At 53.5% G+C, this 13,072-nt stretch carries 11 protein-coding genes and 1 pseudogene; 6 read left to right on the plus strand and 6 right to left on the minus strand.

Annotated elements, in window-relative coordinates:
• The first annotated feature begins 3 nt into the window (after positions 1 to 3).
• The 3 genes from AB1E22_RS08425 to ghrB all read left to right on the plus strand — a co-directional run bounded on the left by AB1E22_RS08425 (position 4) and on the right by ghrB (position 3,331).
• Positions 4 to 942 (plus strand): sugar kinase, encoded by a 939-nt coding sequence (locus AB1E22_RS08425; protein WP_367594922.1) that lies wholly within the window; start codon positions 4 to 6, stop codon positions 940 to 942.
• A 69-nt stretch (positions 943 to 1,011) separates the two neighbouring features.
• A complete protein-coding gene (locus AB1E22_RS08430) occupies positions 1,012 to 2,295 on the plus strand; it encodes an MFS transporter (protein WP_367594923.1) in 1,284 nt (427 codons plus the stop codon).
• A gap of 61 nt (positions 2,296 to 2,356) precedes the next feature.
• Positions 2,357 to 3,331, plus strand: a complete 975-nt coding sequence (ghrB, locus tag AB1E22_RS08435) for a glyoxylate/hydroxypyruvate reductase GhrB (RefSeq protein WP_367594924.1) — start codon at positions 2,357 to 2,359, stop codon at positions 3,329 to 3,331.
• 77 nt (positions 3,332 to 3,408) lie between these two features.
• Here the strand turns inward: ghrB and AB1E22_RS08440 are convergent, their stop codons facing one another.
• The 6 genes and pseudogenes from AB1E22_RS08440 to AB1E22_RS08465 all read right to left on the minus strand — a co-directional run bounded on the left by AB1E22_RS08440 (position 3,409) and on the right by AB1E22_RS08465 (position 8,476).
• Positions 3,409 to 3,717: a type II toxin-antitoxin system RelE/ParE family toxin gene (locus AB1E22_RS08440; RefSeq protein WP_367594925.1), complete on the minus strand. Its 309-nt coding sequence runs from the start codon at positions 3,715 to 3,717 to the stop codon at positions 3,409 to 3,411.
• On the minus strand, positions 3,717 to 3,971 hold the full coding sequence (locus AB1E22_RS08445) for a type II toxin-antitoxin system Phd/YefM family antitoxin (protein ID WP_367594926.1): 255 nt from the start codon (positions 3,969 to 3,971) through the stop codon (positions 3,717 to 3,719). Before AB1E22_RS08445 ends, AB1E22_RS08440 begins: the two co-directional genes overlap by 1 nt.
• A 223-nt stretch (positions 3,972 to 4,194) precedes the next feature.
• The gene (locus AB1E22_RS08450) at positions 4,195 to 4,557 is read right to left on the minus strand and encodes a YibL family ribosome-associated protein (RefSeq protein WP_367594927.1); all 363 of its coding nucleotides are present in this window, start codon (positions 4,555 to 4,557) and stop codon (positions 4,195 to 4,197) included.
• A gap of 84 nt (positions 4,558 to 4,641) precedes the next feature.
• Positions 4,642 to 5,230 (minus strand): annotated as a pseudogene (gene mtlR, locus AB1E22_RS08455) (mannitol operon repressor MtlR).
• Positions 5,230 to 6,375 (minus strand): mannitol-1-phosphate 5-dehydrogenase, encoded by a 1,146-nt coding sequence (gene mtlD / locus AB1E22_RS08460; protein WP_367594928.1) that lies wholly within the window; start codon positions 6,373 to 6,375, stop codon positions 5,230 to 5,232. Before mtlD ends, mtlR begins: the two are co-directional and overlap by 1 nt.
• A 181-nt stretch (positions 6,376 to 6,556) precedes the next feature.
• Positions 6,557 to 8,476, minus strand: coding sequence for a PTS mannitol transporter subunit IICBA (locus AB1E22_RS08465; protein WP_367594929.1), 1,920 nt, complete (start codon positions 8,474 to 8,476; stop codon positions 6,557 to 6,559).
• A 491-nt stretch (positions 8,477 to 8,967) separates the two neighbouring features.
• Here AB1E22_RS08465 and AB1E22_RS08470 point away from each other — a divergent pair, with 491 nt between their 5' ends.
• The 3 genes from AB1E22_RS08470 (at position 8,968) to selB (ending at position 12,994) form a co-directional block, all read left to right on the plus strand.
• On the plus strand, positions 8,968 to 9,576 hold the full coding sequence (locus tag AB1E22_RS08470) for a glutathione S-transferase (RefSeq protein ID WP_367594930.1): 609 nt from the start codon (positions 8,968 to 8,970) through the stop codon (positions 9,574 to 9,576).
• Between the two features lie 191 nt (positions 9,577 to 9,767).
• Entirely contained in the window at positions 9,768 to 11,156 is a 1,389-nt protein-coding gene (gene selA, locus AB1E22_RS08475) for an L-seryl-tRNA(Sec) selenium transferase (RefSeq protein ID WP_367594931.1), read from the plus strand.
• The gene (selB, locus tag AB1E22_RS08480) at positions 11,153 to 12,994 is read left to right on the plus strand and encodes a selenocysteine-specific translation elongation factor (RefSeq protein ID WP_367594932.1); all 1,842 of its coding nucleotides are present in this window, start codon (positions 11,153 to 11,155) and stop codon (positions 12,992 to 12,994) included. Before selA ends, selB begins: the two co-directional genes overlap by 4 nt.
• The last annotated feature ends 78 nt before the right edge of the window (positions 12,995 to 13,072 follow it).

Below are 13,072 nucleotides of genomic sequence, written 5' to 3' on the forward strand. Positions count from 1 at the left end.
GCGATGCCGACGCAACTTGATGTCATTACGATTGGCGAGGCGATGGCGATGTTTGTCGCCAGCGAAACCGGCGATTTAGCCGCCGCAGAGCAGTTTGTTAAACGTGTGGCGGGCGCTGAATTAAACGTGGCGACAGGCCTTGCACGCCTTGGCCTGAATGTCGGCTGGGTTAGCCGCGTCGGCAATGATTCGTTTGGCCGCTACGTGCTGCAACAGCTTGCAAAAGAGCAGATCGACAGCCGCGGCGTGATCGCTGACGATCGTTACGCAACCGGTTTTCAGCTCAAATCTAAAGCGGAAAATGGAACCGATACCACTGTGGAATATTTCCGCAAAGGATCGGCAGCAAGCCATCTTTCGGTCGCTGATTTTAATGAGGCGTATTTCTGCTCCGCCCGCCATTTGCATTTAAGCGGTGTCGCAGCAGCGCTTTCTGACAGCTCGTTAGAACTGCTCAATCACGCCGCCTGCGTGATGAAAAGGAAAGGTAAGACGATCTCTTTTGATCCGAATTTGCGTCCGGTGCTGTGGAAAAGCGAGGCCGAAATGGTGAAACAGTTGAATAACCTCGCTTTCCAGGCCGATTGGGTGCTGCCAGGTTTAAGTGAGGGCGCAATTCTGACCGGCCATAAGACGCCGGAAGCGATTGCCGATTTCTATCTCGATCACGGCGTGAAAACGGTAGTGCTGAAAACCGGAGCCGACGGCGCATGGTTTAAAACGGCCGACGGTGAGAAAGGCGCGGTCAGCGCGGTGAAAGTCGACAATGTCGTCGACACCGTCGGCGCAGGTGACGGTTTTGCCGTGGGTGTTATCAGCGCCCTGCTCGAGGGAAAAACCTTACAACAGGCCGTTAGCCGCGGAAATAAAATCGGCTCGCTGGCGATTCAGGTCATCGGCGATAGCGAAGGGTTGCCTACCCGAGCTGCGCTGGGCGAATAAACGAAAATCGCATCGGCTGTGCCCTACACTCGGCATGATGCGACTCTCCTCAACATAGAGGCAAGCCTTATGAAAACGAATACAATCGCGCCAAAACGTTGGTGGTACATCATGCCAATCGTGTTTATCACGTACAGCCTGGCGTACCTCGATCGGGCCAACTTTAGTTTCGCTTCCGCCGCCGGGATTAACGAAGATCTTGGCATCACCAAAGGCATTTCGTCGCTGCTGGGCGCCCTGTTTTTCCTCGGTTATTTCTTCTTCCAGATCCCCGGGGCAATGTATGCCGAGCGCCGCAGCGTGCGCAAACTTATCTTCGTCTGCCTGATTTTATGGGGCGCCTGTGCATCTTTGACCGGCATGGTCAGCAATATTCCGGCGCTGGCGGCGATTCGCTTTATTCTCGGCGTGGTGGAAGCCGCCGTGATGCCCGCGATGCTGATTTACATCAGCAACTGGTTTACTAAATCTGAGCGTTCGCGAGCGAATACTTTCTTGATTCTCGGTAATCCGGTAACGGTGCTGTGGATGTCCGTGGTTTCGGGCTATCTGATTCAAGCCTTCGGCTGGCGTGAAATGTTTATCTTTGAAGGTATCCCGGCCGTTATCTGGGCGTTCGCCTGGTGGGTGCTGGTAAAAGATAAACCGACGCAGGTTGGCTGGTTGTCCGATGCGGAAAAGGCGGCGTTGCAGGCACAACTCGAGAAAGAACAGGAAGGGATTAAAGCGGTGCGAAATTACGGCGAAGCCTTCCGCTCGCGTAATGTGGTGCTGCTGTGTATGCAATATTTTTGCTGGAGCATCGGTGTGTACGGCTTTGTGCTGTGGCTGCCGTCAATCATTCGCAACGCCGGTGAGGCAGGAATGGGAATGGTGGAAGTGGGCTGGTTGTCATCGGTTCCTTATCTCGCCGCCACCATCGCAATGATTGTGGTGTCATGGGCATCGGACAAAATGCAGAACCGTAAACTGTTCGTCTGGCCGTTGTTACTGATTGGCGCGCTGGCGTTCCTCGGTTCCTGGCTGGTCGGTGCCGACCATTTCTGGGTTTCCTATACCCTGCTGGTGATTGCCGGTGCGGCAATGTATGCCCCGTATGGCCCCTTCTTCGCGATTATCCCCGAAATGTTGCCGCGCAACGTGGCCGGTGGCGCGATGGCACTGATCAATAGCATGGGCGCACTCGGTTCGTTTGTCGGATCCTGGTTTGTTGGCTACCTTAACGGTGCAACCGGTAGCCCTGCTGCATCCTACATTTTTATGGGGGTGGCATTGCTCGCCTCCGTGTGGCTAACTCTGATAGTGAAACCGGCGATAAACCAACACGTTCCGGTGGGAGCCCGCCACGCTTAATCTCAAGCCAGGCGGTCGTTATGCCGCCTGGTCTGTACTTAATTGTTTAACGGAGAACGCCATGAAGCCGTCCGTCATCCTGTATAAAACGTTACCCGACGACCTCCTTGTCCGTCTTAAAAATCACTTTACTGTCACCCAGTTGAAAGATTTAAGCCCTGAAACCGTCAGGCAAAATGCTCAGGCGTTTGCCGAAGCAGAAGGCATTCTTGGGTCAAGTGAGAAAGTCGATAAAGCGTTTCTGGAACATACGCCGAAACTGCGGGCGGCATCGACCGTCTCCGTTGGCTATGACAATTTTGATGTCGATGCCCTGAGCGAGCGCCATATCGCTCTGATGCATACCCCAACCGTACTGACGGAAACCGTTGCGGACACCATTATGACGCTGGTGCTGGCGACGGCTCGTCGCGCGGTTGAAGTGGCAGAGCGTGTGAAAGTTGGCGAGTGGAAAGGCAGTATCGGCCCGGACTGGTTTGGTATCGATGTGCACCATAAAACGCTGGGGATTCTCGGTATGGGCCGCATTGGCCTGGCGCTGGCGCAACGGGCGCATTTCGGCTTCAGCATGACGATTCTGTATAACGCTCGCCGTCATCATCAGGAAGCAGAAGAGCGTTTTAACGCCCGCTATTGCGACCTGGATACCCTGCTGGCCGAATCCGATTTCGTCTGTATTTCTCTGCCATTGACCGACGAAACGTATCATCTGATTGGCGCGGAGCAGCTTGCAAAAATGAAGTCTTCCGCCATTCTGATCAACGCCGGACGTGGTCCGGTAGTCGACGAAAAAGCGTTAATTCAGGCGCTGGTAGACGGCAAAATTCACGCTGCAGGCCTGGACGTATTCGAACAAGAACCTTTGCCGGTGGATTCCCCGCTGCTCAGCCTGCCGAATGTGGTCGCACTGCCGCATATCGGTTCCGCAACGCATGAAACGCGCTACAACATGGCCGCCTGCGCGGTGGATAATTTGATTGCTGCTCTGAGCGGGAATGTGAAAGAGAATTGCGTGAATCCGCAGGTATTGAAGTAATTTATTGCGAGTTTGCGGCGGATGGCGCTTCGCTTATCAGCCCTACGAAGATCGTTGTAGGGCTGATATCCAACAATTTATACCGTTACACGGCTCCGTAAGACTCTCGGCAATCTACTCTGATGGATGATACCAATGACGGTGATGCCATCAGTTGCAAGCTGATAGTAAATCGTGTGGCTGATGTAAGGAAAACTCCATACGCCAGGAAATAAATCAGCGGTTTCATCGGTTCCCATGCCCGGCATAGTGGCCAGATGTTGGAGGATAACTCGCATACCTGCCAGATAATCCCGAGCGACAATGGCACCAAACTGCTTCTGAGAAAATCCCTTTATTTCGCGCAAATCCTCGTGCGCATCTTCCGTCAGTTTGTAGCAAGCCATTAAAGATCCTTCATTAGCTCATCAAAAACATCTTCACCATTTTGCAATTGGCCTGCTTTAGCCTGAGCGATGGAGTGAGCCAGCTTATCTCGCAAACTCTGCAATTTTAATTCTTCGAGTTCGTTGTAGTCATCAATGGACATCACTACAACGGAGGGTTTGCCGTTTTTGGTGATGCTCACTGGCTCACGCTGGGCTTTAGCAATCATTTCCCCGAACTGGGTTTTGGCCTGGTTTGCCGTGAAACTTAACATGATCGTTTCCTCACATCGTTCAAATAGGTATAAATCGTTCGATTTGTACTTATTTTGAACCATGCAACCTGAGTGGGCAAGCTAAGACTATCGCTAATCAACAGGACAAGAAAATGGAGATGAAAAGTTCTCGAGAAGCTTCGCAAAAGAGGAATTTTAAGCAAAATAAAAGGATGAACCTGAACAGTTCATCCTTTTAATCAATGATTGAAAATGGCGAAGATTAAAAATCAGTCTTAGAAAAACCGGTCATTTCTTCAAGATCCATTTCACGGCCTAACGCCGTCATGGGATGCACAATAACCAGGCCGCGCACCGCTTTTTTCAGCTTGCCCATGTCAGCCTGTTCTTTCTTGGTGATTGGGCGTTTGTACGGCAGCGCCATCAGCTTCTGCGCTTCTTTGCTCAGCTTCTGGTTACGCACCGCTTGCAGACGCACGATCTCAATTTCCAGCTTCGCTTTCTCTTTTTCCAGCTCAGCGTACTTTTCTGCTTCGTTGATCAAATGCAGCTCGGGCATTTCGTGGCGGATGGCGTCGAGGCGATCGCTAAGACGTTTGATTTCTGCTTTTTCGATTTCTTTCATTTTTGATTAACCGTGAATAACTTTTTATTGCTGGCAAGGATACACCATTCGGCGTAAGAGGGCGAAAAGGGACTTTACCCGGAATTACTTCTGGAAGGCTTTTTTTAAGCTGATCCGAGAGATCAGCTCGGTTAAAGAGAGAACCATCGTGGAACGGACAATTTGCTGGTAACGCTGTTTTTGCATGGCAAACAGTTCAGGATCGCTACCGTCTACAAACTTTGGCGTCGGGGGCATCGCTGAAACACAATGCAGTTCACCAAACGGGCCGAGCATCTCATCGTCGGTAAAATTATATTCATTACCGTCGTAATTTAGCTCTTCGCGCATCGCCATAAGCAACTCGCAATCTTCGTACTCCGCGCGGTTAAGCACGCCAAGTCCGTAGATAAGTTTGAGACGCACGGAAAGATCCCCTAACGGGCCATCGCCATCCAGCAACGGTTCAACCGCATATTTCACCGCGTAGTCGTCTTTACGGAAGACCTGAAGCACCAGGATATTCACCGCCTCAGTGAGAAGTTCAACAGCGGCGATCAGCAGGCTTCGTACGGTTTTACCGGCATTAAGACGCTCAAGCACACGGTTTTCAAAGGCCTGGGTTTCTTCCATCTTTGCCTACATCACTAAAAGTATTGTTGGGTGCAGCGTCTACTGCACCCGCTTCTATCACTATTTGCCGTTATAGGCGTTCACCGCTTCTGCCACGACATCGCTGTTTGCATCAAGGCCAGAAATTTCCGCAAGTGTTGCCTGCGGGCCTTTTTCTGCCAACATTTTTTCCAGCTCTTGCGCCTGCGGATCTTGCTCGCTGCGGTAGTGCATCGCGGCGGCAATACCTTCGATAAGGTTCAGGTGCGGCAAACCGTATTCAATGGTGCCCAGCAGCGGTTTAATCAGACGGTCACCCGCACTTAATTTACGCAGCGGCTGGCGGCCTACGCGTTCCACATCATCTTTGAGATACGGGTTTTCGAAACGACCAAGGATTTTCTGGATGTAGGCTGCGTGCTTATCTGCATCAAAGCCATAACGCTTGATCAGCACCGCGCCGCTTTCGTCCATCGCCCCTTTCACCACGGCGCGGATTCGTTCATCCAGAATCGCATCGCGAATGGTCTGATGACCGGCCAGTTGACCAAGGTATGCGGTTATAGCATGCCCGGTATTCAGGGTGAAGAGTTTGCGCTCAACAAATGCCATCAGGTTATCAGTCAGTTCCATGCCCGCAATGTTCGGCAGCTCGCCTTTAAATTGGGTTTTATCGACAATCCATTCGCTGAAGGTTTCAACGGTCACTTCTAGCGGGTCGTTGGTTGCAGATTCGGACGGCGGAACAATACGGTCAACGGCGGAATCAACAAAACCAACGTGCTGCTCAACCCAGGCTTGATCATCTTCGGAGAGCGCCTTCATAACGTGGCCTTTGAGCTGGCTGGTGCCACGCACCATATTCTCACAGGCGATGATATTGAGCGGCTTTTCATTACCGTTTGTGCGACGCAACACTAAACCTTTCGCCACCGCAGGTGCGATACGCTCCAGCACCACTGGCCCGACGGCTGTCGTCACCAGATCAACGTCGGCAATCAACGTCACCACATCGTCACCGATGCTGCTGACGGCATTCACATTTGAAACCGTATCGATTTGCTTTTGCTCGCCAACCACGTGAACCTGGTAGCTATGGCGCTCATTTAACGCATCCAGCACGGTTTGGTTAACGTCGGCGAAGGTCAGTTGAATACCCGCGTCGGCCAGCAGTTTGCCGATAAAGCCACGTCCGATATTCCCTGCGCCAAAATGTAATGCTTTCATGTTGTTCACCTTCTTAAATTTGAATCACCCGAGAGGGCTGGGGTGAGGAGGTTTGTGGTGTTGACCTCCCTCACCCTAGCCCTCTCCCTTGAGGGAGAGGGGGAAAACAGGTGGATGGCGCTTCGCTTATCCACCCTACGTAGGGCGGGTAAGCGGGAGCGCCACCCGCCGGTCCGTAGACTTACTTCTTACCCGCCAGCAGGTCGAGAACTTCCTGAACGCTGGTCGTATTCGCCAGTCTGTCAATCACGGATTCATCATCCAGCGCGTTGGTCAGGCTGGTGATAACCTGGATGTGTTCGTTATTGCGAGCGGCAATACCGATAACCAGGCGGGCAATATCATCTGTTTCTTCACCGAAGTGAACACCGTGTGGGTACTGGCAGAACACAACGCCGGTTTTCAGCACGCGGTCTTTCGCTTCAACGGTACCGTGTGGAACCGCGATACCTTCACCCAGGTAAGTTGGGGTCAGCTTTTCACGTTCAAACATCGCGTCAACATACTCAGGCTGGACGTAGCCCCCGTTCACCAGTTGCTCACCGGCAAAGCGAATCGCTTCTTCTTTGGTGGCAGCCGTCAGGCCGAGGAACACGTTACCTGCACCCAGACGGAACAGCCCTTCTTCGCTTGGCACGAAGCTGTCTTCCAGGCTGGTCATCACCTTCACTTCTTTCTCGCTCAGGTTATGAGAAGCCACCAGACGCTCGGTCAGATTGGCGTACAAGCTGCTGTCGAGGAAGTTAGTCAGGGAGATATGCTGTGCCTGCGGAACCTGGCGCATAGCGCGCTCGGTCAGGTCACGGTGTGTAATAACCAGGTCAACGTCATCCGGTAAGCTGTTGATTGCGCAGTTAGTGACGGAGATATTTTTCAGGCCCGCGTCGCTCACTTTCTTACGCAGAACACCTGCACCCATCGCACTTGAGCCCATACCAGCATCGCAAGCAACAATGATTTTACGTACGTGGCTCAGGTCGTTAGACAGGCCCGCACCCACCGCCAGCGGCGCAGTCGCCCCTTTGGATTCCGCTTTCATCTCAGCCATACGGCGAGCCGCTGCTTCGATGTCATCTTCTTCTTTAACTTTGCTGGTTTTCAGCAGAATCGCAGAGACGACGAAGGATACCGCTGTCGCCGCAACGATTGCCGCAATGTTCGCGAAGTAAGCACCTTTTGGCGTCATCGCCAGAACCGCCAGGATAGAACCCGGAGATGCCGGGGAAACCAGGCCGCCGTTCAGCACAGTCAGAGTGAACACGCCAGTCATACCGCCAAGGATAACGGCCAGAATCAGACGTGGGTTCATCAGCACATACGGGAAGTAAATTTCGTGGATACCACCCAGGAAGTGGATGATTGCCGCGCCGCCCGCAGACTGTTTAGCGTTACCGCGACCGAAGAACATATATGCCATCAGCACGCCCATACCCGGACCTGGGTTGGCTTCAATCAGGAAGAAGATTGATTTGCCCAGTTCGTGGGACTGCTGAATACCCAGCGGCGAGAAGATACCGTGGTTGATGGCGTTGTTCAGGAAGAGGATTTTCGCCGGTTCGACGAAGATAGAAGCCAGCGGCAGCATGTCATGGACAACCATGAAGTTAACGCCTGCTGCCAATACTTTGGAGAGCACTTCAACTGCCGGGCCGATACCCATAAACGCCAGAATCGCCAGGATCATACCGATGATGCCAGCGGAGAAGTTGTTCACCAGCATTTCAAAGCCGGATTTGATCTTGCCATCAACCCATGCGTCAAAATGTTTAATCGCCCAGCCGCCCAGCGGGCCTGCAATCATCGCGCCAAGGAACATTGGCATATCCGCACCGACGATAACACCCATCGTCGTGATGGCACCTACTACACCACCACGATCGCCACCGATTAAGCGACCACCGGTATAACCGATGAGCAATGGCAGCAGGTAGGTGATCATCGGGCCTACCAGTTTCGCCAACGTCTCGTTTGGCAACCATCCGGTTGGAATAAATAAAGCTGTGATAATACCCCAGGCGATAAATGCGCCAATGTTTGGCATTACCATGTTGCTCAGGAAGCGACCAAAGCTTTGCACTCTGATCTTGATATCGGATGACATACGCACACCCCTTGTTGTGTTTACGCGCTTAAAAATTAGCCCGAGGTTTATTGTTTACGTGGCGGCAGGTTGCACTGCCAGATGCTCTAAGTGAGGCGAATCTGGCACGTGATCGTGAAGCTGTCCAGTGGACGGAATTTTATGTGACACACATCACCTATTGCAGGGTAGCACTCACCACGATCAGGAGATCTTGATCACATAATTGCGGTGTAAAAAAAACACAGCGGTCATTTTTTACGCCTAAATGAAGCCTTTATGTGACTGGCGTCACAATTTCAAATCAGAGATTTGTTGCTCGATTGTGATTTTAATCACAAAAAATTTTACGTGATTTTTTCCGAGTGTGATCCAGGGCATTTCCCACCCCGAACTTGATTTTGGATTTGTCAGAAAATTACAGCGCAGCGGCACACCTTTCACCGCTCATTTTTGATACGTTCGGCCTTTTAAACCATACTCATATTTTGTCGATTAAAATGGACGATGTAATGAAACTTATCGGTAATTACACCAGCCCGTATGTGCGCAAAATTTCCGTAATACTGCTGGAAAAAGGCATCACATTTGAGTTCGTAAACGACAACCCGTGGATCCCGGAAAGCACCACGCCGCACTTCAACCCACTGGGCAAAGTCCCGGCGCTCGTGACCGATGATGGCCAATACTGGTTCGATTCACCGATCATTGCGGAATACCTCGAATTATTGGATATCGCTCCGGCGCTGATTCCACGCGACCCGCTGGGCTCTCTGCAAATGCGCCAGATGGAAGCCTTGGCCGATGGCATTATGGACGCGGCCCTGGTTTCAGTACGCGAACGCCAACGCCCGATAGAGCAGCAATCCGAAACAGAACTCCTCCGCCAACGGGAAAAAATCACTCGTGGGCTGACCTTGCTTGAGCAGTACGCCGCAGATAAAAAACTGGATGCCGAAAACCTCAGCGTAGCGACCATCGCCGTAGCCTGCGCCGTGGGGTATATCAACTTCCGCCGGGTCTCTCCTGGCTGGTGCGTTGACCGCCCACATCTGGTGAAACTGGTTGAGAAACTTTTCGAACGGGAAAGTTTTGCTCGCACCGAACCGCCAACAGCATGATCTCCCGGCAAGACGGTATCTCCCCTTGTCAGCTCCTCCACCTGGCAAGGGGGAGGCTGGGTTGGGGTCAATGAGTTCGACTCAACATCACCAGCACTTATGCTCAAAGATGTGACGATGAGAAAGCGCCATGACAGGGGGCTAACTCCCCCTGTAAACTACCGCTAAATTTCACCACTCTGCGGCTTGCCATGACTACCCATCGCAACTTGTACAGCCAGCTTCCTGCCATCGACAAACTGTTACGCGACGCTTCATTCAGCACTTTGCTACGCGACTTCGGCCACACTCAGGTGGTTAGTACCCTACGAGAAATGCTGGAAACGGCGCGGGAACAGATTCGTCAGCAAGACACGCTTCCCGCCTGGAATGATGATTGGGCGGCACAGGCGCAGTTAACACTCGAATCAGACCAGCGCAGCGCGCTTCAGCCGGTATTTAACCTGACGGGCACCGTGCTGCATACCAATCTGGGGCGCGCATTGCAGGCAGAGGCTGCCATTGACGCCGTAACCCAGGCGATGCGCTGCCCGATTACGCTGGAATATGATTTACAGGGGGCGGAGCGCGGGCATCGTGACAAAGCCCTGGCTGATTTGCTCTGCGAGCTGACCGGCGCGGAAGATGCCTGCATCGTCAATAACAATGCAGCCGCGGTTTTGTTGATGTTAGCCGCCTGCGGCTGCGGTGAAGAGGTGGTGGTTTCGCGTGGTGAGCTAGTCGAAATCGGCGGCGCGTTCCGTATCCCGGATGTTATGCGCCAGGCAGGCTGCCAGTTAGTTGAAGTCGGTACCACCAACCGCACCCACTTGAAAGATTATCGTCAGGCTGCGGGTGAAAACACGGGGCTATTGATGAAAGTCCACACCAGCAATTATCAGGTTGCGGGCTTTACAAAAGCCGTCGATGAAGCCGAACTGGTGGCGCTTGGCAATGAGCTGAACATTCCTGTCGTGACCGACCTTGGCAGCGGCTCGCTGGTCGATCTCACCCAATGGGGATTGCCAGAAGAACCTATGCCGCAACAGTTGATTGCGGCGGGTGTGAGCCTGGTGAGCTTCTCCGGAGATAAACTCCTCGGCGGGCCGCAGGCAGGCATCATCGTCGGCAAAAAAGAGCTAATCGCCCGCATTCAAAGCCATCCGCTCAAACGCGCCCTGCGTGCCGATAAAATGACGCTCGCCGCGCTGGAAGCTACTCTGCGCTTATATCAACACCCTGAAACGCTGGTTGAAAGGTTGCCGACGTTGCGTTTATTAACCCGAAATGCCAGTGAAATCACAGAGCTTGCGCGGCGTTTACTACCTGCGATGCAGGAGAAATACGGCGAGCAATTTACCGTGTCCGTCGAACCCTGCTTATCACAAATTGGTAGCGGCTCGCTGCCCGTGGACAGGCTGCCGAGCGCCGCGCTAACGTTCACGCCAAAAGATGGGCGCGGAACAACGCTTAGCGCCCTCGCACAAAGCTGGCGCGAGATCTCTAAACCGATAATTGGCCGCATCAATGACGGGCGTTTATGGCTGGATTTACGCTGCCTTGAAGATGAAGCCGGATTTATGGAGAGTTTGCACTCGTGATTATTGCTACCGCCGGGCACGTTGACCACGGCAAAACCACCCTGCTGCAAGCCTTAACCGGCGTGAATGCCGACCGTCTGCCGGAAGAGAAAAAACGCGGCATGACTATCGACCTCGGCTACGCCTACTGGCCGCAGCCCGATGGACGCATTCCCGGTTTTATTGACGTTCCGGGGCATGAAAAATTCCTCGCCAATATGCTGGCGGGCGTTGGCGGTATCGACCACGCGCTGTTAGTGGTCGCCTGCGATGACGGCGTGATGGCGCAAACGCGCGAGCATCTCGCTATTTTGCAATTAACCGGAAAACCATCGCTCACCGTCGCACTAACCAAAGCTGACCGAGTGAGTGACGAGCGAATTAGCGAAGTCCGCGAAGCGGTGCTGGAAACGCTTAAAGAGTTTGGCTGGCAAGACGCAGTTTTGTTTGTCACCGCAGCCACCAACGGTACAGGCATCGACGAACTTCGTGAGCACTTACTTACGCTGCCAGAACGCGCCCATCCGCGTCAGCACCGCTTTCGTCTCGCCATCGACCGCGCTTTCACCGTGAAAGGTGCAGGCCTGGTGGTAACGGGAACCGCACTTAGCGGCGAAGTCAAAATTGGCGATACGCTTTGGTTAACCGGTGCTGACAAGCCGATGCGCATACGCGGTCTACACGCTCAGGATAATAAAACGGAGTGCGCATTTGCCGGGCAGCGCATTGCGCTCAATATCAGCGGCGATGCGGAAAAAATGGATATTAAACGCGGCGACTGGTTATTAGCCGAAAAGCCGCTTGAGCCGGTAGAACGCGTGATTGTTCAGTTGCAAAGCCACGCGCCGCTGCAACAGTGGCAGCCGCTTCATATTCACCATGCCGCAAGCCACGTTACCGGGCGCATCTCCCTGCTGGAGGACGACCTCGCTGAACTGGTTCTGGATACTCCGCTGTGGCTTGCAGACAACGACCGCCTGGTATTACGCGATATCAGCGCTCGCGTCACGCTTGCGGGCGCAAGGGCGATCCTGCTCCACGCCCCGCGTCGTGGAAAACGCCAACCTGCGTTTCTGGCATGGCTACAACAGCTTAAACACGCCGAAAACGACCAACAGGCGCTCAATACTCATTTGCAGCGCAGCGCCGTTACGCTGACCGACTTCGCCTGGGCGCGGCAGTTGACACCCCAGGGATTGCAGGAACTGCTTACCCGCGATTATCTGCGGGCGGGTAACAGCCTGCTCAGCGAGGAAATGGCTGCCCGCTGGAAACAGAAACTGCTCGATATACTCGAGCGTTATCACCAGCAACATGATGACCAGCCCGGCCCCGGACGCGAGCGTCTGCGCCGCATGGCCTTGCCTGGGGAGGACGAAGCGCTGGTTCTGGCGCTGATTGAAAAAATGCGTCAGGAAGGGCTGCTCGCGAGCCGCCAGGGCTGGTTGCATCTGCCCGATCACAAACCGGGATTCTCCGCAGAACAACTGGCAGTCTGGCAAAAAGTGGACGCGTTATTTGGGGATGAACCGTGGTGGGTGCGCGACCTGGCGCGGGAAACACAGCAAGATGAACAAGCTATGCGCCAGTTGCTGCGTTTTGCCGCCCAGCTTGGGCTGGTAACGGCGATCCTGAAAGATCGTTATTACCGAAACGATCGGATTCAGGCGTTTGCCGATTTGATCCGCGACCTGGATCAAACCCAGGGCGCGACCAGCGCGGCGGATTTCCGCGATCAGCTCGGCGTTGGCCGTAAGCTGGCAGTACAGATACTGGAGTATTTTGACCGCATCGGCTTTACGCGCCGCCGTGGCAATGACCATTTGTTGCGGGATAAGGCTTTGTTTCAGAGGGAGTAGTGTTTAACAAAGCGGTGGGTGGCGCTGAGCTTACCCACCCTACAACTGCGGTTCTCCATGTCGGATAAGCGTCAGCGC

It is taken from the genome of Buttiauxella gaviniae (assembly GCF_040786275.1).
GTDB classification, from domain to species: Bacteria; Pseudomonadota; Gammaproteobacteria; order Enterobacterales; family Enterobacteriaceae; genus Buttiauxella; species Buttiauxella gaviniae_A.

What these genes read in the sequence shown, in the direction of transcription:
- AB1E22_RS08440 (WP_367594925.1), bottom strand. Translation starts at nt 3,717, where the DNA reads ATGGCTTGCTACAAACTGACGGAAGATGCGCACGAGGATTTGCGCGAA.
- AB1E22_RS08445 (WP_367594926.1), bottom strand. Translation starts at nt 3,971, where the DNA reads ATGTTAAGTTTCACGGCAAACCAGGCCAAAACCCAGTTCGGGGAAATG.
- AB1E22_RS08465 (WP_367594929.1), bottom strand. Translation starts at nt 8,476, where the DNA reads ATGTCATCCGATATCAAGATCAGAGTGCAAAGCTTTGGTCGCTTCCTG.
- AB1E22_RS08430 (WP_367594923.1), top strand. Translation starts at nt 1,012, where the DNA reads ATGAAAACGAATACAATCGCGCCAAAACGTTGGTGGTACATCATGCCA.
- ghrB (WP_367594924.1), top strand. Translation starts at nt 2,357, where the DNA reads ATGAAGCCGTCCGTCATCCTGTATAAAACGTTACCCGACGACCTCCTT.
- selA (WP_367594931.1), top strand. Translation starts at nt 9,768, where the DNA reads ATGACTACCCATCGCAACTTGTACAGCCAGCTTCCTGCCATCGACAAA.
- AB1E22_RS08450 (WP_367594927.1), bottom strand. Translation starts at nt 4,557, where the DNA reads ATGAAAGAAATCGAAAAAGCAGAAATCAAACGTCTTAGCGATCGCCTC.
- AB1E22_RS08425 (WP_367594922.1), top strand. Translation starts at nt 4, where the DNA reads ATGCCGACGCAACTTGATGTCATTACGATTGGCGAGGCGATGGCGATG.
- mtlD (WP_367594928.1), bottom strand. Translation starts at nt 6,375, where the DNA reads ATGAAAGCATTACATTTTGGCGCAGGGAATATCGGACGTGGCTTTATC.
- AB1E22_RS08470 (WP_367594930.1), top strand. Translation starts at nt 8,968, where the DNA reads ATGAAACTTATCGGTAATTACACCAGCCCGTATGTGCGCAAAATTTCC.